Here is a 24,672-nt window from a genome sequence, read left to right on the forward strand (position 1 = left end):
GGGGCCGGTGATCCAAGCGCTTGGGTCACCGGCCCTTTTTCGTATCCGATTTCCTGTCCGGGTCCTCGCCGGTGTGCTTGATGGTGACGCTGATGTTCGACCTGCCGCGCATCAAGTGACGGATGGCCCTGGCCAGCTGGGCGTCGTTGAGCGGCAGCCGGGCCGAGCGACGGTCCACTGCCCCGGGCACCAGGATGTCGAATTTCACCGAGATGATGCGCAGGACGACCACCAGGGCCACAATGGCCAGGTCCAGGATCATGTCGACCCGGGCCGGATAGAGCCCATGCTGCTGGGCGCGCGTGGAGGCCAAGGTCAGCAGACAACCGATCAGGGAGGGCAGCGCGTACCAGTGCTGGTCCTGGATGACCGCCGGCACCTGGTTGAGGAGGATGTCGCGCAGCAGGCCGCCGACCAGGGCCGTGGCCATGCCCATGAAGATGGCCGTCATGCCGCCGGTTCCGCACATCAGGGCCTTGGCGGTCCCGTTGACGGCGAAGGATCCCAGGGCCATGGCATCGGTGACCAGCATGGACCAGGTCATTCGGCTGATTTCAGGATGGGCGACAGCCACCACCAGGCCGGATGCCAGGGTGACGATGACCGAGCCCTTGTCGGTGATGCCACTGGGCGGTACCTGTCCCAGCAGGACGTCACGAACCACCCCACCGCCCAGGGCGCTGATCCAGGAAACCAAGAGGATGGCGATGATGTCGTAGCCCTTGCGCACGGCAGCCAGACCGCCCGAAAGCCCGCAGCTCAAGATGCCCAGGTACTCGATGACCATGAAGATCAGGTTCCCCTCCAAGGCCGTCTTCATCCCGCGCTTCTCCTCCCGGAATCGTCCCGCACTCAAATCTGTCTATAGATTAGCCAACCCCAAGGCTGAACAGGCCGGGGATGTGTCCAAGGCCACAAAGATGAGGGAAGGCGGCCCAGGGCAAAAAGTTGCCCTGAAGCCGCCTTCCTTTCAAGACCTGTCAGGCAGGAATGGGGTCAGTGCTCAGCAGACCTTCCACATCCAATCGTGCGGATCCTCAATCTCGCCCAGCTGGATGCCCAGGAGCTCGTTGCGCAGGTCCATGGTGACCTTGCCTGAACCACCGTCGGCCACCTGGACGTCGAAGTTCTCGGACTTGAAGCGCCCGATCGGGGTGATGATGGCGGCGGTCCCGCAGGCGAACACCTCGGTGACCTTGCCCGAACGGATGTCGTCCAGCAGGGTGTCCAGACGGATCATGGTCTCCACCACGTCACGACCGTGGTCCTGGGCCAGGGCGATCAGGGAGTTGCGGGTGACGCCGGGCAGAATGGTCCCGGTCAGGCTGGGGGTCTCCAGGTGGCCGTCCTTATGGACGGTGAACATGTTCATGCCGCCCAGCTCCTCCAGGTAGGTCTTGGTGGCCGCGTCGACGAAACAGACCTGCTCGCAGCCATGCTCGGCACCTCGGTTCTCACCAAGCAGGGAGGCCGCATAGTTGCCGCCGCACTTGGCGAAGCCGGTGCCGCCGGGGCCGGTGCGGAACCACTTGTCCTCCACCCAGATGCTGACCGGCTTGACACCGCCGGCGAAGTATGGTCCCGAGGGCGAGGCGATGACGCAATAGTCGACCGCATGTGGGGCGCGCACGCCCAGGAAGGGCTCGGAGGCGAACATATAGGGGCGCATATAGAGCGTGTACTCGCGCCGCCTGGGCACCCAGGCCGCGTCACGGCGAACCAGGGCCGCAACCGAACCCAGGAAGTCATCGGGCTCAAGCGGGGGCAGGGCCAGACGCTTGGCTGAGTTGTAGAAGCGCTGGGCGTTGGCATCGGGCCGGAAGAGCCAGATAGAGCCGTCGTCGTGGTAGTAGGCCTTGAGCCCCTCGAAGGCCTCCTGGGCGTAGTGAAGCACCGAGGCCCCCGGATCCAGGCTGATCGGTCCGTAGGGCTCAACCCTGCGATCCTTCCAGCCGTCATCCGAAGTCCATCCCATGTGGGTCATGTTGTCGGAGAAGAGCTGACCGAAGGCGGGCTTGTCAATCAGCCGGGCACGTTCCTCGTCAGAGGCGGGATGATCGTTGGGAATGACCTTGAAAGCGTCCGCCAACTCATTGAGTGCCTTCGGGTCGTGATGTGATTGCTCTGCCATTGTCTACCACTTCTTCTTGCTACTGTATTTGGTTGCTCGGGTGCAATGCTTATGGCGATGCCCGGTACCCGAACTATCGCATAGGCAGGCGCCGACCTGTTCATCCCATTTCGCATAGTGACCGTCATACGCAAAAAGGCCACAGGATCCTGATGATCCCATGGCCTTGCACAACAAACCTCTAAGCTCACTCGCTCTGGGCGTCGGCCTCCGGAGCGGCTTCCGCATCGGCCTGCTCGGTCTCCTCGGTGGGGGTCTCCAGGCTCTCCTCCTTGGGGATCTCGACGGAGACAATGGATTCCTCCATATCGTCGATGACCAGCTCGGAGCCCTCGGGCAGCTTGATGTCCTTGGCCAGGATCTTATCGCCCTCGGCCAGGCCCTCCACGCTGATGTCGATGCGCTCGGGCAGGTTGGACACATCGGCCCGGACCTGCAGGTTCTGGGTGTCGATCAGGGCCACGGCAGCGCCCTTGGTCTCGCCGCTGACGAAGACAGGCACCTCGACAGTGACCTTCTCGCCGGCGCGGACCTCATAGAAGTCGATGTGCTCCACCTGGCGCTTGACCGGGTTGCGCTGCACGTCCTTGACCACGGCGGTCTTGGTCTGCCCGCCGAAGCTGATGGAGAAAAGTGCGTTGGCGCGGCGCAGGGCCAGTGTGGTCTCTCGCATGGGCAGCTTGATGTAGTCGGGCTGGGCGCCGCCGGCGTAGATGGTGGCGGGAATCTGCTGGGCCACGCGCATGCGGCGTGCCGCTCCCTTGCCGAATTGGTCGCGGACTTCGCCCTCGAGCTTAATTGTGTTGGCCATGTTGGCTTCCTTCCTTGTCTGGTTCCTCAAGACCGACCTGGGCCGGTCCTGGCGCATCGCCGCGTCGGATTCCGGACCGCCCATAAGGAATGGCCGCCGATGATCCAGCCGAGTCGATAACGGAGGCCGTGAAGCCTCCCTCGCCAAAGCAACGTGCCCACTTTAGCACCGGGCCCGCCCTTCTCCAAGTAGGCGGCTATTCTGGACATATCCCGCGATTATTGAAGGAGACAACGTGTCGTTACTAGCATCGGTCAAATCTTTTGTGGCACACCAGGTGGGTCATGGGGAGGGACCGACTGGCGAGGAGAATGAGGATCCGTCGCAGGCTACCCCCCGGGCCGCCGAGGAGTCACTCGCCCTGCCCAACACGCATTTCTGGTCTGCCGATTACGCCACCACCACGCGCATGGATCCGGCCTCGGGACTGCTTTCGGCCACCACCGCCGGCATGGGACCGGTGCCAGACGACATGACCGTCTATGACATCTACGCCGACCGGGCCCGCCGCACCCCCGATCAGCCGGTTCTGCACTTTGTGGAGAACGGCAGCTGGACCTACCGGACCGGCCGGGAGATCCTGCACGATATCAGGACCACCGCCAAGGGCTTCCTGCACTACGGGCTGAAGAAGGGCGATGCCGTGGCCTTCATGTGCAGGACCAGCTACGAGTGGGACATCGTGGATGCCGCGGTCCTGTCCATCGGCGGGGTCATCGCCACCATCTACGACACCGATTCGGCCGAGCAGATCCGATTCATCGTCAACAACTCCGATGCCAGGCTGCTGGTGGTGCAGACCGCTGAGATGCGGGCCAAGGCCGAGGGGGCCGACAAGGAGTGCCCCACCCTGGAGCGGATCGCCTGCCTGGAGTCCGGGGCCCTGCAGGAGCTGCAGGCCTACGGGGAGTCGGTCAGCGACGCCGAGCTTGACGAGCGGATCAACTCCATCCATAAGACCGACCTATGCTCCATCGTCTACACCTCGGGTTCCACGGCGGCGCCCAAGGGCGTCGAGATGACCCATGAGCATTATTGCCAGCTGGCCAGGAACCTGAACGCCTTCATCCCCAATCTGACCCACGACCCGGATGGATCCATCCTGCTCTTCCTGCCCCAGGCACACACCTTCGCCCGGGCCATCAGCTACGGGGTCGTCTACGGAACCATGCACGTGTACATCTCCTCCGGACTGGCCACCCTGCTGTCCGACCTGCAGGAGTCCAAGCCCACGGTCATCATCGGCGTGCCCAGGGTTTTCGAGAAGGTCTACAACGCCGCCTCCCAGAAGGCCGGGCACGGCATCAAGGGCAGAATCTTCAATGGAGCGGCACGGGCGGCACGCACCTACATGGAGGACATCTCCCGCCAGGGCTGGCCTACCAGGCGCAGCGCCCTGCGGCGTGCTCTCTACGACCCGCTCGTCTATTCTTCTTTGCGCCAGGTCCTGGGCGGACGGGCCAAGTGGATCGTCTCAGGAGGCGCTCCCCTGGACCCGGAGCTGCTGGGGTTCTTCCGCGGATCCAATGTCCCGGTCTATGAGGGCTACGGCCTGACCGAGACCACCGCGCCCTGCGCCTTCAACCCCCTGGGCACCCCCTACCACAGGGGTTCGGTGGGCATCCCCTTCCCGGGGTTCACCATCCGCATCGCCTCGGACGACGAGGTGCAGATCAAGGGCGTCTGCGTATTCCACCGCTACCACAAGAATGAGGAGGCCACCCGCGATTCCTTCACCGAGGACGGCTGGTACGCCACCGGCGACCTGGGACGGCTCTCCCGAGACGGGTTCCTCTTCCTGACCGGGCGCAAGAAGGACCTGATCATCACCGCCGGCGGCAAGAACGTCTCCCCCAGGCCCATCGAGGAGGTCATCGAGCGTTCCGAGATCGTCTCCCAGGCCCTGGTTCTGGGCGATAAGCGGCCCTTCATCTCGGCCCTGGTCACCCTGAACGAGTCCGCCCTGCGGCCCTGGCTGGCCTCCAAGGGACTGGATCGGAACATGTCCCTGCAGGAGGCTGCGCAGAACGCCGTGGTCCGGGCCGAGGTCCAGGAGTATGTGGACCGGGCCAATGAGGGCGTCTCCCGGGCCGAATCGGTACGCAAGTTCATTATCCTGCCCGAGGAGTTCACCCAGGACAACGGGCTGATGACACCATCCATGAAGGTGATCCGGCCCAAGGTCATCGAGCGCTACGCCGACCTGCTGAACAGCCGGATGTACACGGCCAAGCGCACCCCGGCACCCCGCCGCTGAGCACGATCAGAACCCCAGGCGCTCCAGCTGCTTGGGGTCGGTCTGCCAGTTGTGGGCCACCTTGACGTGCAGATCCAACCGGACCTTGCGTCCCATGGTCCGGTTGACTGCGGTACGAAGTTTCTTCTTCACCCGCACCAGGTGCTCGGCCCCCCGCCCGATGACGATGGGCTTCTGGGAGTCGCGCTCTACATAAATGCCTATATGTACAGTGTCGCGCCCGCCATCCGGATCCGGCTCTATGGACTCCACGCGGACGGCCAGGGAGTGGGGCAGCTCGTCGTCGAGCTCCTCCAGGTAGGCTCCACGGACCAGCTCGGCGATCATGTCCTCGGGACGCTCCTCGGTCAGCTGGTCGTCAGGGTAGAGTTGAGGGCCCTCGGGCATGGCATCCATCAGCACCTGGGCCACCTCGTCCACGTTGTCGGCCTCCAGGGCGCTGACCGGAACGATCTGGGAGAAGTCGGCGAAGGCGCCGATCTCCAGGAGCTTGTCCACCAGTTGACCCTTGCTCAGCTGGTCAATCTTGGTCACTACGGCAATCAGGGGCTTTCGCCAGATCCACTTGCCGTCCTTGTCCTTGCGGGCGAAGTCGGACCGCAGCCGGCTCAAAATGCGACGGTCGCCTGGGCCTATGGCCTGGTCGGCCGGCAACAAAAAGGCAATGGCATCCACATCCGACAGGGAGGCCTCCACCACGTCGTTGAGCCGCTGGCCCAACAGTGTGCGCGGACGGTGGATGCCCGGGGTGTCGACCAGGACCACCTGGGCCTCGGGACGGGTCATGATACCCCGGATGGCCTTGCGGGTGGTCTCCGGCCTTGAGGAAGCTATGGCGATGGGTCTGCCCACCAGGGCGTTCATGAGCGTGGACTTGCCCACATTGGGTCGGCCCACTACCGCCACGAAGCCCGATCGGTGGACCGGCGCCTTGGCATCGCTGTGTTCTTCCTTGGTCATGAATTCTCCTGACTGTCCTGCTCGGGTTGTTCCCCGTCGGTCTGTTGGTCTTCCTCCACATCGTCCTCTAGGGCGATGCTGGATCCGTTGGCCGGCTCGACCACGATGGTGGCGATTTTCTTGCGACGGCCAACCGCTTCGCCCGCAGTCAGCCTGATGCCCCGGGTCACCGCCGATGAGCCTGAGACCGGCACGGAACCCAGCAGCTTGGTCAGCAGGCCGTAGACCGTATCCACATCGTCCTCGTCGATGGTTATCTCGTAGAGCTCCTCCAGGTCGGCGATGGGCGTGCGGACTGGCAGCTGCCAGGTATGCGGGCCAATCTGCTTGGGATCGTCGTGCTGGACCCGGTCATGCTCGTCCTCCAGCTCTCCCACGATCTGCTCGATGGCGTCCTCAATGGTGACCAGGCCTGCGATGCCCCCGTACTCGTCCACAACCACGGCCAGGTGGTGGCGGGAGCGCTGCATGTAGTGGAAGAGGTCGTCCACCGGCTTGGACTCAGGCACCAGAACGGGCCGACGGATGATGGAGGCGACCGATCTGTCGCCCTTATGGCTGAAGGCCAGGGCCCGGACCACATCCTTCAGGTAGACGATGCCGACCAGGTCATCCACGTCCTCCCCAATGGCGGGTATACGGGAAAATCCCGACCGGGAGAAGAGCTTCAGGGCCGAATCGAGACTGGCGTCTTTGGAGATGCAGATCATGTCGGTGCGAGGGACCATGATCTCTCGGGTCAGCGTGGTCGACAGGGTCAGCACGTTCTTCAGCATCTCGGAGATCTCCGGATCGAAGGCGCCGGCCTCCACCAGCTGGTCGACCATGGCACGACCCTGCTCGATCTGGATCTTCTCCAGCTCCTCGTCGTCGGAAAGGTCACCGCGATGGTTTATGCGGGAACGGGCTTGGGCCTGCCGCCGACGCTTGAAAGGCGTCAGGAGGACAGCCAGCCCGACCAGACGGACGTGCTTGAGCAGTGCTTCCATGGGCTGGCGGGAGCGGCCATGAGGACCCAGGGTGACGGAGACGGCGGCCACCAGGATGGCCATGACCACTCCGCACAGCAGTTGCTCCCAGAAGGGCAGGCCGCCAAGAGCAGCCATGCAGGCCACCAGGACGCCGACCATGATGTCGCAGATGATGCGGAAAAAGGCACAGGCGCTTCCGGTCACCTGCCGTTGGGAAATCAGGCTCTGGGCCCGGTGGATGCGGTCAATCCGCTTCATCCTGGAGAACTGGCTGAGTTCCTGGTCGGTCTGCAGGCCCAGGATCAAATTGTTGAGACTGGATCGGGTCACCCGGTTGAGCGCCCCCTGGGCCTCGGCAAGCGCCAGGGAGAGCACGACCAGGGCGATGACGGCCAGAGCCATGACCACCAGGGCGGCGATGGTCCGCTCACTCATGGGATCTGCCTCTCCGGTGGGCATCACGGCCGTACCGCTCGTAGATTTCCAGCGCATTGGTGGCCCCGGCCGGCAGCGCGGCATCCGCAATGGGCCCCTGGCGCAGCGCCAGGAAGGTCAGCAGGAGTTGGCGCTGCAGTCCGAACATCTGCGCCTCCTGCTCCCTGCTGGCATGGTCGTATCCCAGCAGGTGCAGGGTGCCATGGATGGCCAGCAGCAGCATCTCCTCCATGGTGGAATGACCGGCAGCCAGAGCCTGCTGTGCCGCCACCCAGGGGCAGATGACGATGTCGCCCAGGATGCCCTCCTGCCGATGGTTCTCGTCCCCGGGGCGCAGCTCGTCCATGGGAAAGCTCATGACATCGGTTGGCCCGGCCAGGTTCATCCAGCGCTCGTGCAGCACCGCCATGGGCTCGGGATCATTGAAGATGATGGTCATGTCGGACTGGGTGCTCACCCGCATCTGGTCCAGCACCCACACACCCAGGTCGGAGAAGGTCTTGGCGTCGATCAGCCACTGGGTCTCGTTGGTCACCTCTACGCTCATGCCTGCTCCCGTCCCCGGCTGCGGGCCTGATCGGCGCGGTCGTAGGCCCGGACAATCTGCCCGACCAGCCGATTGCGCACCACGTCGGCCGCCTGCAGGTGTACGAAGGCGATATCGTCGATGCCGTACAGAATCTGTTCGATGGTGGCCAGACCGGATGCGGGTCCGCCCAGATCCACCTGGGTGACGTCGCCGGTGATGACCATCTTGGTGTTGAAGCCCAGACGGGTCAGGAACATCTTCATCTGCCTGCGGGTGGTGTTCTGCGCCTCATCCAGGATGACGAAAGCATCGTTCAGGGTGCGTCCGCGCATGTAGGCCAGCGGAGCCACCTCAATGGTCTCATCGGCCAGAAGTCGGTGGAGCCGCGAGGTGCCCAGCATGTCAGCCAGGGCATCGTAGAGGGGCCGCAGATAGGGATCGACCTTCTCATTGAGGGTGCCGGGCAGGAAGCCCAGGCTCTCTCCCGCCTCCACGGCAGGCCTGGTCAGAATGATTCGCCCGATGCGCCCGGCCCGGAATTCCTGAACGGCCTTGGCCACCGCCAGATAGGTCTTGCCTGTGCCGGCCGGACCGATGCCGAAGGTGATGGTATGCGTTTCAATGGCCGCCACATAGGCGGACTGGCCAGCCGTCTTGGGCCTGATCGGACCCTTGGAGGCCTGGGTCAGGGGGCGGCGACGAACTGCAGCAGGAGCTGCCTGACCCGGATACTTGGTGTCTTCTATGGCCTTGGCCCTCTCCGGCTCTGCAATGGCTCTTCCCCGATGATTGCGGTCTACAGAAGTACTGTCTGTCGTATTGCGATCCTGCGATTTGTAGTTTACGAAGGTTTGGTATGGCGTATTGCTGCCCGTGATTTTTTGCTCTGCTGGACGGGAGTAATCGGCTGCGTCGACGGCCCCCAAGCGACGGTGATCCAGTATTCGCCCCACCTGATCGGCATCCAGGGGAACCTGATCGGCGGTCTGCATGAGTTCGGTCAGCAGGTCCCGGATCTGGGCCGCCTGAACATCGCCCTTCCGGTCCTGGGCCCGCAGCACGATCCGGTTGCCCCGAACCAGGATGGATACTGCGGGGAAGGCGCGCTCGATCCTGTCGATGACTGCATCCTCCGGCCCCAGCACCTGAACCGGGTCGATCCCCTCCGGAATCTCCAGGGTTCGCGTAGTTACCGCCACGGGTTCCCTTCCTGCACGATGACGATGGTGAACATGGGCCTCACTCGGGCAATACCTGTCCGGTCAGGACATGGGCGTGGACGTGGAAGACCGATTGGCCGGCATCCTCCCCCGTGTTGAAGATCAGTCGGTAGGCTCCGTGAAAGTCCTGGTCGGCGATCTGCTGCGCCACCTGGACGATGTGGGCCAGAGTCTCAGGATCAGCCTTGGCCAGTTCGGCCACCGATGCGTAGTGGCGGCGCGGAACGATCAGGACATGGACGGCGGCCTTGGGGTTGGCATCCTTGAAAGCGTAGACGGTCTCATCCTCATAGACCTTCTCGCTGGGGACCTCCCCTGCCACGATTCTGCAGAAGATGCAGTCCTCCTGTCGATCGTCATCGCTCATGACCACTCCTTACTGTTTGCCGACATTGTTGTTTTTGGTGTTTTCGCTGTTTTCCATCTTATTGTCGAGGTTGTATATTGTGCGCGACTTCATGCGCTGGGCTCAGGGGCTTCCGACTGCCAGCGGCCCAGCATGTCCGCCAACAGGGTCAGGGCCACAGGTCCGGCAAGAGCGGCCCGGAGGATGTTGCCGCCCAACCGAACTGCCAGGGCTCCCTCCCTCATCATGGTCTGAACCTCCTGGTCGGCAATCCCTCCTTCCGGGCCCACAACCACGGCAACAGGCGAGCTCGCTGGAAGCTTGTCTACGCGCTTGCGGACCGCATCCCACCCAAGGTCGGCATCCTGGTGAAGGACCAGGACCAGGCATCCCTGATCAGTCGCCTTCCGGCACCAGGAGGCAAGACCACGGCTGTCCACCTTGTCCAGCAGTCGAGGACGGTAGGCCCTCCGGCTCTGCTCAGTGGCTGCATCCAATGTGGCCTGCCAGTGCCGGTCGTTGCGGCCCGGCCTCCATTTGGCTATGGACCGATCAGCCTGCCAAGGCATGACTTGATCAACTCCAATCTGGGTAGCCATATCGATGGCCTGCTCGTCCCTGCCGCCCTTGGCCAGGGCCTGAACAAGAATCAGTTCCTTCTCGGGAGGCGCCTGCCGCCCCACAGCGGTGACCTCCACGAGACCGGTCGAGGCATCCCTTACCAGGGCGCTGATGCGCAGTCCGCCCCCGTCAGAGAGATCCAGCTGGTCCCCGTTCTTCAGCCTCATGGAGCCCAGGGCATGGCGACGGATGTGCTCGGGCAGGGTCAGGCGCCAGCCGGTATGGAGCTCGTCGCTGGCCAGCGGGGAATCATCGTGGTCGGGATCCAACAGGAAGAGGGGTGCGGTCATGGTGTTAGGCTACAGCCCGCCGCCGAAAAGCACTCACTGCGACGACACGCTCCCCTGATCGCCCAGTGCACGATGTCGCCTGAGATGCTATGATTGTCTCCGTTGCGATTACGCACCTGTCCGGGTGGCGGAATGGTAGACGCGCTAGCTTGAGGTGCTAGTGCCTATATATATACAGGCGTACGGGTTCAACTCCCGTTCCGGACACTCGATTCCACATCGTTGGGGACTTCTACGATTCGTACCTTCCCTGCTTTCCGTATTTGATCAACACGGCTCTTTCTGACCTGTTATCCATGCTCTCCGTCGAAAATGACTCATGTTCGGTTTTCGGTTGCTTTGCCTATGCTGTTGACAGAACCAGAAGGAGGTATGGCAGACGTGCTCAAGGTGAGAATCGGCTCCATCGACGATGACAGGATCGAGGCCTATACCAGGCTGACCGAGCCGCAGCTGCGCAATCGTCTGGAGCCCGCCAAGGGCCTGTTCATCGCCGAGTCCCCCAAGGTCATCGCCCGCGCCCTTGATGCCGGGGTTGAGCCTATCTCCTTCCTGGTGGAAGAGCCCTGGCTGGAGGGAATGCGCTCCATGTTCGACCAGGTGGACGCAGCCTTCGGACCCAACATTCCCGTCTACGTGGCCAGCCCAGCACAGCTCAAGACCATCACCGGCTACCGGCTGCATCGGGGCGCACTGGCCGCCATGAGACGCTGGCCTCTGCCCACCGTGGAGCATCTCTGCCGCTCGGCAAAACGGATAGCCGTCATGGAGAACATTGTCGACCACACCAACATCGGCGCCCTGATGCGTTCGGCGGCAGCCCTGCAGGTGGATGCGGTCCTGGTCACCCCCTCCTGCTCCGATCCCCTGTACCGCAGGGCCGCACGGGTCTCCATGGGCACGGTCTTTCAGGTTCCCTGGACCAGGATCGGTGGCGACGACGTCCACGCCTGGCCCGACCAGGGCATGAAGCAGCTGCATGATCTGGGCTTCACCACAGCTGCCATGGCCCTGGACCGGAATGCCATCAGCCTGGATGAACTGACAGAGCGTTTAGAACCCGGGCCCGACCGGATCGATCGCCTTGCCTTGATATTCGGTACCGAAGGCGACGGGCTGAGCCGCAGGACCATCGCCCGGGCGGACCTGACCGTGCGCATCCCCATGAGCCATGACGTGGACAGCCTTAATGTGGCTGCCTCAAGTGCCGTGGCCTTCTACGCGACCAGACCCGAGCGTGCTAGCTGACTAATTCGGCCAAGATGAGCCCAGCTGAGCAACTGACCAAGCAATCCAAATCAGCCAGTCAATCAACCAACCGAGCCAGTCAGTTGACTAAGCCAACGACTGAACCCTCAGATATGTAGCAAATTCCTACTGCCATCCGCCGCCTCGCTTCATAACCGGGCACCTAATATCGGAGAACCATTGACATCAGTTAATTTTCTGCATCGAGCCAACCTTGACATCAGACGACCCTTGGCATCAGGCGATATCTGACCGCAGACAACGTTCGAGTATCGAGTAACTATCGCGGGTCGGGCGACTCTGGCGCAATCAGCTCTCCTGGGAGACGGCCTGCGAATCCTCATGGATGTAGTCGTCCGGGTCGATGGTTCCCCGCCAGCGGCCGATGGCCTTGAGACCGTGGTACATGACCAGCGTGGCCACAGAGCCAATAGCGATGCCATTGAAGCTGACCCCGGCCACCGCGAAGGTGAAGTCCGCGATACCCACGATCATGACGACGGCGCCCACGGTCATGTTGACGGACTTGCCGAAGTCCACCTTGTTCTCCACCCAGATGCGGATGCCCAGCATGCCGATCATGCCGTAGAGCATGGTGGTGACCCCGCCCAGAACCCCGGTGGGGATGGTGTTGATGATGGCCCCGAACTTGGGGCAGAGGGAGAGCAGGAAGGCGAAGATTGCGGCGCACCAGTAGGCGGCCGTGGAGTAGACCTTGGTGGCGGCCATGACACCGATGTTCTCCGCGTAGGTGGTGGTGCCCGAGCCTCCGCCCAGTCCGGCCAGAGTGGTGCCCAGTCCGTCGGCCATCAGGGCGGTGCCGATCTGATCGTCATAATCGCGTCGGGTCATCAGGGCCACGGACTTGACGTGACCGATGTTCTCGGCCACCAGGACCAGGACCACGGGGATGAACATGGCCAGGACGGACGGGTCGGCCTGAGGGGTGTGGAAGTGAGGCAGACCGAACCAGGCGGCCTTTTCCACAGCTGCGAAATCTACCTGGCCCTGGGTGACCGCAAAGATATAGCCGACGATGACGCCCAAAAGGATGTTGAGTCGGCCGATCAGACCTTTGAAGAGCACGGCTATCAGCATGACGGCCACCAGGGTGACCAGGGCGGTCAGCGGGGCCGACTTGAAGTTCTTCCAGGCCGAGGGGGCCAGATTGAAGCCGATGATGGCCACGATGGCACCGTTGACCACCGGTGGCATGATCATATCAATCCATCGCGAACCGGCGAAGTGGACGATCAGGCCGATCAGGAAGAGCAGGGCGCCGGTGACCATGATCCCGAAGGAGGCCACGGCCAGACCCTTGTGGGCGGTGGTCACTGCCAGGACCGGGGCGATGAAGCCGAAGGAGCTGCCCAGGTAGGAGGGCAGACGGTTGCGGTTGATCAGCAGGAAGAGGGCCGTGGACATGGCCGTGAAGAAGAGGGTCGTAGAGGGGTCGAATCCGGTCAGAATGGGGACCAGGAAGGTGGAGCCGAACATGGCTATGACATGCTGGGCACCTATGCCAGCCGTACGTGGCCATGTGAGTCGCTCATCGGGTTCCACCACTTCGCCCGGAGCCAATGTTTTCCCGTCGCCGTGCAGTTTCCAGCCCATGGACAATGCCATTTCACTGTGCTTTCTCTCGTGCGCCGTGCCGGTCACGGCGGACCGGAATCATCAGTATATTCGCACGGGAGGACCCGAAATGGCCTAGAGGACGGAATGCCTCACTGATAGGTAGGCATGTTCTCGAAGTTGAAGCCGATGGCGGCCAGCTGCTCACGACCCTCAGGAGTGATCATGTCCAAGGTCCAGCGCGGCGACCAGGTCCAGTCGATGCGGAACTCCTCGACCAGGCCCGCCAGGACGCTGGCGCACTGGTCCTCGATCAGGTCAGTCAGGGGGCAGGCCGGCGTGGTCAGGGTCATGGTGATGATGGCCCTTCCCAGTTCGTCGATTTCAATGCCATAGACCAGCCCCAGGTCGACCACATCGATGCCCAGCTCGGGGTCGATGACCTGGTGCAGGGCCTCCCTGACATCCTCCGCGGTGGCCCGGCCGATGTCGTCGACGGCCTTGAGAGGGATGGCCTCCTCAGCGGCAGCCTCAGCATCAGCGGCATTCTGGTCTGCAATCTTCTCACCATTGACGGCCGACGCACTGGCCGAAGTCTGGGCACTCGAGCCTTGGTCCGCTGACAGGCCTTCAGGGGAGCTTTCAGAGTTAGCTGTGTTGGCAGGCTGATTGTCAGACTTAGCCAAACCGGACTTCTTGTCCGCCTGACCGTCGACCTGCCGCATGGAACCGCCCTCGGCCGACTTCAGAACCGTTTCCGCGCCCAGGGGATTGCTCGCCAGAGCCTGTGCCGTGCCAGGATCGCTGATGGCCCTGCCCACCGAGGCCAGGATGGAGTCCTGGGGTTCGGGCACCAAATTCGTATTGCCACTCATACCTGCTCCTCCTTCTCACCTTTGTCGCTCTCTCGCCCAGCTGACAGGGCCTGGGCCACCGAGGCCTTCATACCCTCCCAGCCCAGCAGGGCGCACTTGATTCGCATGGGATACTTGGACACGCCCTGGAAGACCATGGCATCACCGAGGGCTTCCTGCGCCTTCTCGTCCTCGATTCCAGCTCCGCGCGATTCCATAAGCTTACGAAAGTCGGCGGCCAGATCCATGGCATGGTCAACGGTCTGCCCCTGGACCAAATCCACCATGATGGACAGACTGGCCTGGCTGATGGAGCAGCCTGAACCCTGCCAGACGATTCGCTGGATGAGGTCGGGACCTCCCTGCTCGCCAGGCGCCACCTCCACATGGATGGTGGCCTGATCCCCGCAGGTGGGATTGAACTGGTGGGACTCGGCAGCCAGGCAGGCCTCGTGCTCAACCCTGATGGTCACGCCGTCACCGTCAGAGTCTTCTCCCCCATCAGCCTGATCCCCTACACGCCCGTGAGGATCGCGGGCTGCGTCCAGGATCACCTCCTGGTACATCTGCTCCAGTTCCTCGTCATCCATCCCGAAATCCGCCATGTCCTTAAACCTACCAGTATGTCTTTGTCAAAACCGTCAATGTGCTGCCGGTGAAGACCCTCAGGCCACCCGGAAGAACTTGCGGACTCCGGAGACGGCGTCCAGCAAGGCATCCGTGTCGGCCACGGTATTGTACACGCCGGTCGAGGCCCGGTTGGAGGCCATCAGACCGAAGTGTCGATGGACCGGCTGAGCGCAGTGGTGTCCAACGCGGATGGCAATGCCGCGCGAATCCACATACTGGCCCACGTCATGGGGATGGACCCCCTGCACGTCGAAGGCGACCGTGCCGATCCGGCCCTCAGGAGTGGTCGGCCCGAGGATGCGTACCCCGTCCAACGCCCCCAGCCTCAACAGACCAGTGGTGATGGCTTTCTCGTGTTCGGCTACGTTCTCCATGCCCAGATCCATCAGCCAATCGGCGGCTGCGCCAGCACCTATCATCTGGGCCACCGGCTGGGTGCCGGCCTCGAACCGGGCCGGAGGATCCATATAGCTGGCCGGACGGTCCAGATAGGCCAGTTCCACCATGGATCCGCCGAACGATGCCGGAGGCAACGCCTCAAGAAGTTCTCGGCGGCCATAGAGGAAGCCCACGCCAGTGGGGCCATACATCTTGTGCGCACTCCAGGCGGCGAAGTCCACATCCATGGCGTGCAGATCGATAGGCAGGTGAGGCACCGACTGGCACACATCCAGCACCACCAGGGCACCCACCTGATGGGCACGGCGGACGATGGGCTTGATGTCAGTGATGGCACCGGTCACATTGCTGACGTGGGTGACGGCGACAACCTTGGTCCGTTCGGTGATGACCTGGTCGGCGGTATCGGCCAGAATACGGCCCTCCGGGTCCAGATCGAAGTACTTGAGGACTGCTCCGGTCCGGTAGCAGAGCTCCTGGAAGGGTAGGAGGACCGAGTGGTGCTCGGCCTTGCTGACCACCACTTCATCGCCAGGCTTCAGGGCGAACCGACCTGCCGCCTTGCCTCCGCGGCCCATGCTGGCGTTGCCGAAGGCGGTGGCCAGCAGGTTCAGAGCAGCCGTGGCCCCGGCTGTGACGACAATCTCCTCGCCGCCCTCCTGGCCCTCTGCGCCGACCAGGGCGGCCACGCGTGAGCGAGCATGCTCGAAGGCCACGGTGCTGCGGGCGGCCAGTTCGTGGGCGCCCCGGTGCACCCCTGCGTTGTCCTTCAGGTAGAAGTCCCGAACGGCATCGATGACCGCCAGTGGCTTCTGGGCAGTGGCAGCCGAATCCAGATAGACCAGGGGGTGGCCATGCACCTGCTGGTCCAGAATCGGAAACTGCTGCCTAATGCTGTCATCAATGACCATTGCGGGCCTCTTCCCTTATCCTCAGGCCAGGGCTGATTCCGAGTCGGCGCCCTCGGGCAGGTACTGGTCGTACCCGGTCTCCTCCAGGGTGTCGGCCAGCTCGGGGCCGCCGGTCTTCACAAAGCGGCCGTCGGCGAAGACATGGACGATGTCGGGCTTGATGTACTTGAGGATCCTGGTGTAGTGGGTGACCATGAGCACGCCCATGCCGGTGTTCTCCTTGGCCCTGTTGACCCCCTCGGAGACGATGCGCAGGGCGTCCACGTCCAGACCGGAGTCGGTTTCGTCCAGAACGGCGAACTTGGGCTTGAGCAGCTCCAGCTGCAGGACCTCGGCCCGCTTCTTCTCGCCGCCCGAGAAGCCCTCGTTGACCGAGCGCCGGGCGAACTTGGGATCCATGCGCAGCCGCTTCATGGCATCGTTCAGATCCTTGGTCCACTGGCGGATGGCCGGGGCCTTGCCGTCGACCTCGGTCTTGGCGGTACGCAGGAAGTTGGTCATGGACACGCCGGGCACCTCGACCGGGTACTGCATGGCCAGGAAGAGCCCTGCCTTGGCCCGCTCGTCCGGGGTCATCTTGAGCAGATCCTGCCCATCCAGCAGGGCCTGGCCCGAATCCACCTCATACTTGGGATGGCCGGCCAGGGTGTAGGCCAGGGTGGACTTGCCGGACCCGTTGGGCCCCATGATGGCGTGGGTCTCGCCGGAGTGGACGGTCAGCGTGGCCCCCTTGAGGATCTGTTTGCGACCCTCCTTGGTCTCCACTGAGACGTGCAGATCCTTGATTTCCAATGTGGACATGTCAGTTCTCCTCCAAAACGTGCTGCATCTCTTGATCCTCGCCGGCCGCCAGTCTGCGGTCGATGACCCCCATCAGGTGCCCGGAGACGCTGGGGACGTCGATCTCCTCCACAAGTTCGCCGAAGAAGCCTCGAACCACCAGCTTGCGGGCCTCCTGCTCGGGGATGCCGCGGGACTGCAGGTAGAAGAGCTCCTCGTCGTCGAAGCGTCCGACCGAACTGGCATGGCCTGCCCCGATGATGTCGCCGTTCTCGATCTCCAGGTTGGGCTCGGAGTCGGCGATGGCCCCAGGGGTGAGCACCAGGTTCCGGTTGAGCTCGTAGGAGTCGGTTCCAGGCGCGGTGGGCTGAATGAGCGCGTTGCCCACCCAGGTGGTGTGCGCGCCGATTCCGTCCAGGGCCCCCTTGTATACCACACGGGACTTGCAGTTGGGATGGTTGTGCACCACCATGGTCCGGTGCTCCATGTGCTGGCCGGGATCGACGAAGTAGATGCCCAGCATGTTCAGGTCGCCCTGCTCGCCACCGAAGTCCTGATCCATGCGCAGCCGCACCACATCGCCGCCCAGGCTGACCACCGAGTGACGCAGGGAGGCCTCGGCACCAAGGTGAATGCGGTGGTTGCCTATATGCTTGCTGCCCTTGTCCCACTCCTGGATGAAGGTGGTCGACATCTGCGAATTGTCACCGATGTCGATTTCAACCCCTTCAGCCAGACGTGCCTGGCCCTGGTGCTCGACCACCAAATCGGCCTTGGTGCCCGCCTCGGCCTTGATGACCAGGTGGAAGGCGTCCAGCTCGGGGCCACCGCCGATGACGCGAACCAGCACGGGCTGATCCAGGGTGCCCTTAAGGTTCACCACCGTCGCCTGCTTGCCGCTGGCCCACTCCACAGCGGCTGCTCGGTCGCTGGGCTTGAGGACGGTGCCGCAGGGGGCCTGATCCATGGGAATCCGGCTGACGCTGACCTGATCCGCGGGCGGTTCGGACCCGTCGATCATGGTGACCGAGACCTTGGTCAGACCGCTGGGATTGAAGACGGTGAAGAACTCCTCCATCCGGTCGATGGGGGTGAACCGCCAGTCATCCTGCTTGCGGGTGGGCATGGGGAAGTCGTCAGGATTGAAGGATCGGGGCTCCTTGTCGGCGCTGGACGGCATGGTGGCCGGGAAAGCATAGGGATCCTTGGGATCCGCATGCGGAATGGTTATTTCGCTCTTCTGTGACATCAGCCTACCGAACCCTCCATCTGCAATTCGACCAAGCGGTTGAGCTCCAACGCGTACTCCATGGGCAGCTGCCGGGAGATGGGCTCCACGAACCCGCGCACGATCATGCCCATGGCCTCCTTCTCCTCCAGGCCGCGGCTCATCAGATAGAAGAGCTGGTCCTCGGAGACCTTGGAGACGGTGGCCTCGTGGGCCATGGAGACGTCGTCCTCGCGAACATCCACATGCGGGTAGGTATCCGAGCGGGAGTAGTCGTCCACCAGCAGAGCGTCGCAGACCACCGAGGAGGAGGACTTCTCGGCGCCCTTGATGATCTTGACCAGGCCTCGGTATGCGGCCCTTCCCCCGTTGCGGGAGATGGACTTGGAGACGATGGTGGAGGAGGTGTGGGGTGCCAGGTGGATCATCTTGGCGCCCGTGTCCTGGTACTGGCCCTTGCCGGCGAAGCCCAGGGAGAGGGTCTCGGCCTTGGCATAGGGCTCGGCCAGGATGCAGGCCGGGTACTTCATGGTGGCCTTGGACCCGATGTTGCCGTCCACCCACTCCATGGTGCCACCCTCACGTACGTAGGCACGCTGGGTGACCAGGTTGTAGACGTTGTTGGACCAGTTCTGGACCGTGGTGTAGCGCACACGGGCGTGAGGCTCGACTACGATCTCCACGTTGGCCGCATGCAGGGAGTCGGTGGAATAGATGGGTGCGGTGCAGCCCTCCACGTAATGGACGTAGGAACCCTCGTCGGCGATGATCAGCGTGCGCTCGAATTGGCCCATGTTGGGCGTGTTGATACGGAAGTAGGCCTGCAGGGGGATGTCCACATGGACCCCCTTGGGCACGTAGACGAAGGAGCCGCCCGACCAGGCCGCCGTGTTCAGGGCGGCGAACTTGTTGTCGTCCGGAGGGATGACCGTGGCGAAGTACTTGCGGAAGAGGTCCGGGTACTCCTTGAGGGCCGTATCCGTATCGAGGAAGATGACCCCTTGCTTGCGCAGGTCGTCGCGGATGGAATTGTAGATGACCTCGGACTCGTACTGGGCGGCCACTCCGGAGACCAACCGCTTCTTCTCGGCCTCGGGGATGCCCAGCCGGTCATAGGTGGTGCGGATGTCGTCAGGCAGGTCCTTCCAGTCCTTGGCCTGCTCCTTCAAGGGCTTGACGTAGTACTTGAAGTCGTCGGCATCGAACCCGCTCAAATCCACGCCCCACTTGGGCATGGGCTTCTCCATGAAGGCCCGATAGCCCTTGAGACGCATCTGCAGCATCCAGTCAGGCTCGCCCTTGTCGGCCGAGATGGCCCGGACCACGTCCTCGTCGATGCCCTTGTGGGCGTTGCGCCCCGCATCGTCGGAGTCGTGCCAGCCATAGGTATAGTCGCCGAACTCGGAGATGATCTGGTCGTCTTTTTTGATTTTCTCTTCATTTACGCGGGAGCGGTCGGCCACATACTGGCTCATTTCCACATCCCGCGATGTGTCTGTCCGCTGCGAGGTGCTGTCCACGAGCTGAGACCTCCTAACACACGCACGGCCGCCATATGCGGCCGATCACACCATTACAGGATAACCGGGGCACTGGTGAACCGCCAGACCCGGGCTTACGCTCTCTAAGGAATCCGACCCCTCCTCTTGACAAAGCGCCGATATGGACAATCGCCCGCCTCCCTATGAGAGGGAAACGGGCGATCATAGCGAAAGAGTACGCAAGGAATCGACCTCAGGCCGCCTCCTGGCCTCCGTGCTCCAGGCTGGCCTTGACCAGGCCGGTGAAGAGGGGGTGCGGCTTGGTGGGCCGGGACTTGAACTCCGGGTGGGCCTGGGTGCCCACATAGAAGGGGTGCTGGTCCTGGGAGAGCTCCACGAACTCGGTCAGCTGCCCGTCCGGGCTGGTGCCCGAGATGTGCAGGCCGGCCTTGTCCAGCCGCTCCTTGTAGGCCACGTTGACCTCGTAGCGGTGGCGGTGACGCTCGGAGATCTCGGTGGAGCCGTAGAGCCGGGCCACCAGCGAATCGGGCTTGAGCACTGCCGGGTAGGCGCCCAGCCGCATGGTGTGGCCCATGTCGCCATGGCCGGCCACGATGTCCTTCTGCTCCTCCATGGTGGCGATGACCGGGTTCTCGCAGTCGGGCTCGAACTCCGAGGAGTTGGCATCCTCCAGCCCGAGGACGTGGCGTGCGAACTCGATGACCATGGACTGCAGTCCCAGGCAGAGACCCAGGGCGGGCAGGCCGGTCTCACGGGCGTAGCGCAGGGCGCCGATCTTGCCTTCGATGCCACGAATGCCGAAGCCTCCGGGGACCACGATGCCGTCGACACCCTCCAGGGCCTTCCGGGCGCCATCCATGGTCTCGCAGGTGTCGGCCGCCACCAGCTTGACCTGGACCTGGGACCGGTTGGCGAAACCGCCGGCCTTCAGCGCCTCGATGACCGACAGGTAGGCGTCGGGCAGATCGATGTACTTGCCCACGATGGCGATGGCCACCTTGGTGCGGGGGTTGTGGACCCGGTCCAGCAGGTCCTCCCACTCGTTCCAGTCGACGTCGTGGAAGGGCAGACCAAGCTTGCGCACCACGTAGGTATCCAGACCCTCCTTGTAGAGGATCTTGGGCACGTCGTAGATGCTGGGCGCATCCACGCAGTTGACCACGCCCTCGGCATCCACGTCGCACATCAGGGAGATCTTGTCCTTGATGCCCTGGTTGAGCGGCCGGTCCGAGCGCAGCACCAGGGCGTCGGGGGCGATGCCCAGCTGGCGCAGGGCCATGACCGAGTGCTGGGTGGGCTTGGTCTTGAGCTCGTGGGCGGCGGCCACGTAGGGAACCAAGGAGACATGGACGAACATACAGTTGTCCGGGCCGATGTCCCGACGCACCTCGCGGGCGGCCTCCATGAAGGGCTGGGACTCGATGTCGCCCACAGTCCCGCCGATCTCGGTGATGATCACATCCACGTCGTCGCTGGCCTGGGCCCGCATGCGGCTCTTGATCTCGTTGGTCACGTGAGGAATGACCTGAACACACTGGCCCAGGTACTCCCCCGCCCGCTCCTTGCGCAGCACGGACTGGTAGATCTGGCCGGTGGTCACGTTGGCCTTCTGGGAGAGGAAGACATCGGTGAAACGCTCATAGTGGCCGATGTCCAGGTCGGTCTCGGCCCCGTCCTCGGTCACGTAGACCTCGCCGTGTTGGAAGGGGTTCATGGTCCCCGGATCGACGTTGATGTAGGGATCCAGCTTCTGTTGAAGAACGCGGATTCCGCGGCTTCTCAGCAGTCGGCCCAGAGACGATGCGGTCAGTCCCTTGCCCAGTGAAGAGACCACGCCGCCGGTGACGAAAATGTGTTTGGTGATATGCCCTTGCGAATTTCCATGTTCTCTGACCATGGAACTTCAGCCTATCAGGCAGGAGCGACCAGAAACCGGCCAACACTCGAGAAGGAAGGTCGGATTCAGGGACGGCTCAGATGCAGGTGGTCGGCCAGGTAGCGACCGGTCACCGAGCGCGGGTTGCGGGCCACGGATTCGGGGTCGCCCTGGGCCACGATTCCTCCACCTCGATCACCGCCGCCCGGGCCCATATCGACCACATGGTCGGCGTTGGCGATCATGTCCAGATCGTGCTCAATGAAGACCACGGTGGCCCCCTTACTGACCAGGCGCTCCAGCACGCTGATCAGGACACGCACATCCAGGGGATGCAGGCCGGTGGTCGGCTCGTCCAGGACGAACATGGAGCCATTCTGCCTGCGGCCCAACTCATTGGACAGCTTCAGCCGCTGGGCCTCCCCGCCCGACAGGGAGGGGGTGTCCTCCCCCAGGGTCAGGTAGTCCAGGCCCAGGTCCTTCAAGGTCTGCAAGCCTCGGCGGATGGCTGTGTACTCTCGGCCCTGTGCGAAGACCTCCAGGGCCCGGCCCACCTCCATGGCCAGCAGATCCGGCAGGCTAAGCGGCTCAGGGTGGGCCGGGGTGGACAGACGGTAGTGCTCGGCCTCCGGACGGTACCGACGACCATGACAGCTGGGGCAGGTGATGGGGATGTCGGGCAGGAACTGCACATCCAGACTGATCTGGCCGGTTCCGTCGCACTGGGGGCAGCGCAGGGAGCCGGTGTTGTATGAGAATGCCGAGAGGCCCAGCTTGTCCCTTTTCGCCTGGTCAGTGGCCGCGAAGAGGCGGCGCAGCCGGTCCATGAGCCCTGAGTAGGTGGCCACTGTGGAGCGCACGTTGATACCTATGGGCGAGGAGTCCACCAGGCGTACCCTGTCAATGCCGGCCGGGTTCAGACTCTGCACGTGCTTGGGCATGGGGTCGCCCTGGATGCGGGCCTGCAGGGCCGGGACCAGCGACTCCAGGATCATGGTGGTCTTGCCGGAGCCGGATACGCCGGTCACAGCCGTCATGCATCCACGCGGAATGGCCAGGTCCAGGGGATGGACCGTGTGAATGGGTCCTGACTGCATGCGGATCCACTCATTCCCTGCAGGCATGGGATGCCGGTCCCGTACCAAAACGGACTCGCGGCCATCCAAAAAACCGGCGATGCGGGAATCCTGATCAGCGGCGATTTTTTCAGGGGTCCCCTGGGCAAGTATCCTGCCGCCGCGCTCCCCTGCTCCGGGACCCATTTCGATCAGATAGTCGGCTGATTGCAGAACCTTGACGTCGTGGTCGACGAAAACCACCGAATTACCGTCGGCCAGCAGGTCGCGCATGACCCCTATCAGCCCCTCAAGGTTGGCAGGATGCAGGCCGGTCGAGGGCTCATCCAGCACATAGAGCACGCCGGTTGTCTCGTTACGCACGGCCCTGGCCAACTGGGCCCGCTGCCGCTCCCCTGTGGACAGGGAGGCGCTGGAGCGGTCCAGGGTCAGGTAGCTCAGTCCCAGCTGGATCAACCGCCTGCCCATCTCGTCCAGGGTCTTGCAGAGGGCCGAGGCCATGGGCCGCATGGGTTCGTGTAGCGTGGGCGGCAGCTTCCGACCCCAGTCCAGCACCTTATCCAGGGGCCATGAGGTGACCTCGGCCAGGTTGTCCCCGTTGATCTCGGGCAGACGCGCCCGCTGGTTGAGCCGGGTGCCCTTGCAGTCCGGGCAGGTCCGTTCGGTCAGGAACTTGGCGACCTTGGCCAGGCGCTTGTCATCGTTGGCCCTCTTGAGCTCCTCGGTCACTGTCAGCCGTGCGTTGCGGAAGGTGAAGTCCAGCTCGTGGACACCCTTAATCGAAGTGATGGTGATGTGCTTCTTCTCGGCCGGCCCCTCGAAGACGATCTTCCGCTCCCGATCGGTCAGATCCCGCCAGGGCACGTCGGTGCGGACTCCGAATTCGCGAACGATGTCGGGCTGTACGTTGAAGCCGAAGGTCCGCCAGGGCACCACGGCCCCCTGGTCGATGGTCAGGCTGTCGTCGGGAACCAGGGTGGCGTCGTCCACCTCGCGCACCGTCCCGGTCCCCTGGCAGGTGGGGCAGGCTCCCAGGGAGTTGAAGGCCAGCTCCTCGGCGCTGGGAGGCTCCACCGTAGCACCGCAGATCGGGCAGGTGATGGGCATCTCGGCCGCCACAGCCAGGGTGGGCTCCTGGCGATGGCCATTGGGGCAGACGTGGCTGGCCAGCCGGGAGAACATCAGCCTGAGCACGTTGAGCAGCTCGGTGGCGGTGCCGAATGTGGAGCGCATGCCGCCCACGCCCGGGCGTTGACGCAGGGCCAGTGCGGGGGGCAGGAAACGCACCGAGTCCACCTGTGGGCGCTGGGCCTGGGTCATCCGCCTCCTGGTGTAGGTGGACAGGGATTCCAGGTAGCGCCGGGAACCCTCGGCATAGAGGACCCCCAGAGCCAGGGAGGACTTGCCGGAGCCCGAGACACCGGCGATGCCCACCAGGTGATTCAAAGGAATGTCGACATCCAGATTGCGCAGGTTGTGGACCCTGGCGCCGCGGACAAGGATGGCCTTGGGCGGTGCGGGGAGTTTCCTGCCGGTCTCCCCGCTGTCACTCATGCGTTCTCCAGCAGGTGGGCCACAGCTTCCAGTGCCAGCCTGTAGCCGTAGAAACCCAAGCCGGTGATGGTGCCGGTTGCCACCGGCGAGATGACGCTGCGTCGGCGGAAGGCCTCCCGGGATGAAGGATTGGAAATATGGACCTCCATCAGCGGCAGCCCTGCCTGGGTGACCTGGACGGCGGCATCGGCAAGTCCATAGCTGTAGTGGGTGAAGGCGGCCGGGTTGAGTACCACCGCGCTGCCCTGGTCCACGGCCTGATGCATCCAGCGGATGACCTGGCCCTCGTCGTCCGATTGCAGCACCTGGACATCCAGACCCAGCTGCCGACCCCAGTCTTCGCAGTCCCGGGTCAGCGTCGCCAGATCCTGACGACCGTAGACATCGGGGTCGCGCACACCCAGCCGACCCAGGTTGGGTCCGTTGACCACCAGAACCTTCCGCCTGCCCTTGTCGGCATCCGCCATC

Annotated in this window: 21 protein-coding genes and 1 tRNA gene; 3 read left to right on the top strand and 19 right to left on the bottom strand. The window is 63.5% G+C overall.

What is annotated here, in order from left to right:
* Window positions 1-25 precede the first annotated feature (25 nt).
* The 3 genes from H3V04_RS02650 to H3V04_RS02660 form a co-directional block, all read right to left on the bottom strand.
* Window positions 26-820, bottom strand: a complete 795-nt coding sequence (locus tag H3V04_RS02650; RefSeq protein ID WP_198187120.1) for a TRIC cation channel family protein — start codon at window positions 818-820, stop codon at window positions 26-28.
* A gap of 183 nt (window positions 821-1,003) precedes the next feature.
* Complete coding sequence (locus H3V04_RS02655) at window positions 1,004-2,131, bottom strand: branched-chain amino acid aminotransferase (protein ID WP_198187121.1); 1,128 nt, start codon at window positions 2,129-2,131, stop codon at window positions 1,004-1,006.
* A gap of 187 nt (window positions 2,132-2,318) precedes the next feature.
* Complete coding sequence (locus H3V04_RS02660) at window positions 2,319-2,942, bottom strand: 50S ribosomal protein L25/general stress protein Ctc (protein ID WP_198177747.1); 624 nt, start codon at window positions 2,940-2,942, stop codon at window positions 2,319-2,321.
* A gap of 235 nt (window positions 2,943-3,177) precedes the next feature.
* On the opposite strand from H3V04_RS02660, the gene H3V04_RS02665 reads away from it, so the two are divergent.
* The gene (locus H3V04_RS02665) at window positions 3,178-5,199 is read left to right on the top strand and encodes a long-chain fatty acid--CoA ligase (RefSeq protein ID WP_198177746.1); all 2,022 of its coding nucleotides are present in this window, start codon (window positions 3,178-3,180) and stop codon (window positions 5,197-5,199) included.
* Window positions 5,200-5,205: 6 nt separating this feature from the next.
* Here the strand turns inward: H3V04_RS02665 and era are convergent, their stop codons facing one another.
* The 6 genes from era to H3V04_RS02695 all read right to left on the bottom strand — a co-directional run bounded on the left by era (window position 5,206) and on the right by H3V04_RS02695 (window position 10,571).
* On the bottom strand, window positions 5,206-6,159 hold the full coding sequence (gene era / locus H3V04_RS02670) for a GTPase Era (protein WP_198187122.1): 954 nt from the start codon (window positions 6,157-6,159) through the stop codon (window positions 5,206-5,208).
* Window positions 6,156-7,565 carry a hemolysin family protein gene (locus tag H3V04_RS02675; RefSeq protein WP_198187123.1) on the bottom strand — a complete coding sequence of 470 codons (1,410 nt, stop codon included), beginning with the start codon at window positions 7,563-7,565 and terminating at the stop codon, window positions 6,156-6,158. The genes era and H3V04_RS02675 overlap by 4 nt, the downstream gene beginning before the upstream one ends.
* Entirely contained in the window at window positions 7,558-8,112 is a 555-nt protein-coding gene (ybeY, locus tag H3V04_RS02680) for an rRNA maturation RNase YbeY (protein WP_198177743.1), read from the bottom strand. The genes H3V04_RS02675 and ybeY overlap by 8 nt, the downstream gene beginning before the upstream one ends.
* Window positions 8,109-9,293, bottom strand: a complete 1,185-nt coding sequence (locus H3V04_RS02685; RefSeq protein ID WP_198187124.1) for a PhoH family protein — start codon at window positions 9,291-9,293, stop codon at window positions 8,109-8,111. Before H3V04_RS02685 ends, ybeY begins: the two co-directional genes overlap by 4 nt.
* A gap of 40 nt (window positions 9,294-9,333) precedes the next feature.
* Window positions 9,334-9,681 (bottom strand): histidine triad nucleotide-binding protein, encoded by a 348-nt coding sequence (locus H3V04_RS02690; protein ID WP_198177741.1) that lies wholly within the window; start codon window positions 9,679-9,681, stop codon window positions 9,334-9,336.
* Window positions 9,682-9,770: 89 nt separating this feature from the next.
* Entirely contained in the window at window positions 9,771-10,571 is an 801-nt protein-coding gene (locus H3V04_RS02695) for a 16S rRNA (uracil(1498)-N(3))-methyltransferase (RefSeq protein ID WP_198187125.1), read from the bottom strand.
* 118 nt (window positions 10,572-10,689) lie between these two features.
* Between H3V04_RS02695 and H3V04_RS02700 the strand changes: the two genes are divergently transcribed.
* Together H3V04_RS02700 and H3V04_RS02705 are read left to right on the top strand one after the other, a co-directional pair.
* Window positions 10,690-10,778, top strand: a tRNA-Leu gene (locus H3V04_RS02700).
* 165 nt (window positions 10,779-10,943) lie between these two features.
* Window positions 10,944-11,819, top strand: a complete 876-nt coding sequence (locus H3V04_RS02705; RefSeq protein ID WP_232342431.1) for an RNA methyltransferase — start codon at window positions 10,944-10,946, stop codon at window positions 11,817-11,819.
* 309 nt (window positions 11,820-12,128) lie between these two features.
* Here H3V04_RS02705 and H3V04_RS02710 read toward each other — a convergent pair whose 3' ends face one another.
* From H3V04_RS02710 to aroQ, 10 genes are all read right to left on the bottom strand, one after another.
* Complete coding sequence (locus H3V04_RS02710) at window positions 12,129-13,445, bottom strand: uracil-xanthine permease family protein (protein WP_198187126.1); 1,317 nt, start codon at window positions 13,443-13,445, stop codon at window positions 12,129-12,131.
* A gap of 101 nt (window positions 13,446-13,546) precedes the next feature.
* The gene (locus H3V04_RS02715; RefSeq protein WP_198187127.1) at window positions 13,547-14,269 is read right to left on the bottom strand and encodes a metal-sulfur cluster assembly factor; all 723 of its coding nucleotides are present in this window, start codon (window positions 14,267-14,269) and stop codon (window positions 13,547-13,549) included.
* Window positions 14,266-14,853 (bottom strand): Fe-S cluster assembly sulfur transfer protein SufU, encoded by a 588-nt coding sequence (sufU, locus tag H3V04_RS02720; RefSeq protein ID WP_198187128.1) that lies wholly within the window; start codon window positions 14,851-14,853, stop codon window positions 14,266-14,268. The genes H3V04_RS02715 and sufU overlap by 4 nt, the downstream gene beginning before the upstream one ends.
* Before the next feature lie 60 nt (window positions 14,854-14,913).
* Entirely contained in the window at window positions 14,914-16,188 is a 1,275-nt protein-coding gene (locus H3V04_RS02725; RefSeq protein ID WP_198187129.1) for a SufS family cysteine desulfurase, read from the bottom strand.
* Window positions 16,189-16,209: 21 nt separating this feature from the next.
* A complete protein-coding gene (gene sufC / locus H3V04_RS02730; protein WP_198177736.1) occupies window positions 16,210-16,989 on the bottom strand; it encodes a Fe-S cluster assembly ATPase SufC in 780 nt (259 codons plus the stop codon).
* A gap of 1 nt (window position 16,990) precedes the next feature.
* Window positions 16,991-18,217, bottom strand: coding sequence for a Fe-S cluster assembly protein SufD (sufD, locus tag H3V04_RS02735; RefSeq protein WP_198187130.1), 1,227 nt, complete (start codon window positions 18,215-18,217; stop codon window positions 16,991-16,993).
* Window positions 18,217-19,671, bottom strand: coding sequence for a Fe-S cluster assembly protein SufB (gene sufB, locus H3V04_RS02740; RefSeq protein ID WP_081581024.1), 1,455 nt, complete (start codon window positions 19,669-19,671; stop codon window positions 18,217-18,219). Before sufB ends, sufD begins: the two co-directional genes overlap by 1 nt.
* Window positions 19,672-19,930: 259 nt before the next feature.
* Entirely contained in the window at window positions 19,931-21,595 is a 1,665-nt protein-coding gene (locus H3V04_RS02745) for a CTP synthase (RefSeq protein ID WP_198179751.1), read from the bottom strand.
* Window positions 21,596-21,660: 65 nt separating this feature from the next.
* Window positions 21,661-24,204, bottom strand: coding sequence for an excinuclease ABC subunit UvrA (locus H3V04_RS02750; RefSeq protein WP_198187131.1), 2,544 nt, complete (start codon window positions 24,202-24,204; stop codon window positions 21,661-21,663).
* Complete coding sequence (gene aroQ / locus H3V04_RS02755) at window positions 24,201-24,671, bottom strand: type II 3-dehydroquinate dehydratase (RefSeq protein ID WP_198177732.1); 471 nt, start codon at window positions 24,669-24,671, stop codon at window positions 24,201-24,203. The genes H3V04_RS02750 and aroQ overlap by 4 nt, the downstream gene beginning before the upstream one ends.
* Window position 24,672 lies beyond the last annotated feature (1 nt).

Origin of the sequence: Bifidobacterium sp. M0353 (genome assembly GCF_016100645.1) — a bacterium.
GTDB classification, from domain to species: Bacteria; Actinomycetota; Actinomycetes; order Actinomycetales; family Bifidobacteriaceae; genus Bombiscardovia; species Bombiscardovia choladohabitans.

Excerpts from the sequence above, each read along its gene's own strand:
- H3V04_RS02650 (WP_198187120.1), bottom strand. The coding sequence starts at position 820 with ATGAAGACGGCCTTGGAGGGGAACCTGATCTTCATGGTCATCGAGTAC.
- H3V04_RS02655 (WP_198187121.1), bottom strand. The coding sequence starts at position 2,131 with ATGGCAGAGCAATCACATCACGACCCGAAGGCACTCAATGAGTTGGCG.
- H3V04_RS02660 (WP_198177747.1), bottom strand. The coding sequence starts at position 2,942 with ATGGCCAACACAATTAAGCTCGAGGGCGAAGTCCGCGACCAATTCGGC.
- era (WP_198187122.1), bottom strand. The coding sequence starts at position 6,159 with ATGACCAAGGAAGAACACAGCGATGCCAAGGCGCCGGTCCACCGATCG.
- H3V04_RS02675 (WP_198187123.1), bottom strand. The coding sequence starts at position 7,565 with ATGAGTGAGCGGACCATCGCCGCCCTGGTGGTCATGGCTCTGGCCGTC.
- ybeY (WP_198177743.1), bottom strand. The coding sequence starts at position 8,112 with ATGAGCGTAGAGGTGACCAACGAGACCCAGTGGCTGATCGACGCCAAG.
- H3V04_RS02690 (WP_198177741.1), bottom strand. The coding sequence starts at position 9,681 with ATGAGCGATGACGATCGACAGGAGGACTGCATCTTCTGCAGAATCGTG.
- H3V04_RS02695 (WP_198187125.1), bottom strand. The coding sequence starts at position 10,571 with ATGACCGCACCCCTCTTCCTGTTGGATCCCGACCACGATGATTCCCCG.
- H3V04_RS02705 (WP_232342431.1), top strand. The coding sequence starts at position 10,944 with ATGGCAGACGTGCTCAAGGTGAGAATCGGCTCCATCGACGATGACAGG.
- H3V04_RS02710 (WP_198187126.1), bottom strand. The coding sequence starts at position 13,445 with ATGGCATTGTCCATGGGCTGGAAACTGCACGGCGACGGGAAAACATTG.
- H3V04_RS02715 (WP_198187127.1), bottom strand. The coding sequence starts at position 14,269 with ATGAGTGGCAATACGAATTTGGTGCCCGAACCCCAGGACTCCATCCTG.
- sufU (WP_198187128.1), bottom strand. The coding sequence starts at position 14,853 with ATGGCGGATTTCGGGATGGATGACGAGGAACTGGAGCAGATGTACCAG.
- H3V04_RS02725 (WP_198187129.1), bottom strand. The coding sequence starts at position 16,188 with ATGGTCATTGATGACAGCATTAGGCAGCAGTTTCCGATTCTGGACCAG.
- sufC (WP_198177736.1), bottom strand. The coding sequence starts at position 16,989 with ATGTCCACATTGGAAATCAAGGATCTGCACGTCTCAGTGGAGACCAAG.
- sufD (WP_198187130.1), bottom strand. The coding sequence starts at position 18,217 with ATGTCACAGAAGAGCGAAATAACCATTCCGCATGCGGATCCCAAGGAT.
- sufB (WP_081581024.1), bottom strand. The coding sequence starts at position 19,671 with ATGAGCCAGTATGTGGCCGACCGCTCCCGCGTAAATGAAGAGAAAATC.
- H3V04_RS02745 (WP_198179751.1), bottom strand. The coding sequence starts at position 21,595 with ATGGTCAGAGAACATGGAAATTCGCAAGGGCATATCACCAAACACATT.
- H3V04_RS02750 (WP_198187131.1), bottom strand. The coding sequence starts at position 24,204 with ATGAGTGACAGCGGGGAGACCGGCAGGAAACTCCCCGCACCGCCCAAG.
- aroQ (WP_198177732.1), bottom strand. The coding sequence starts at position 24,671 with ATGGCGGATGCCGACAAGGGCAGGCGGAAGGTTCTGGTGGTCAACGGA.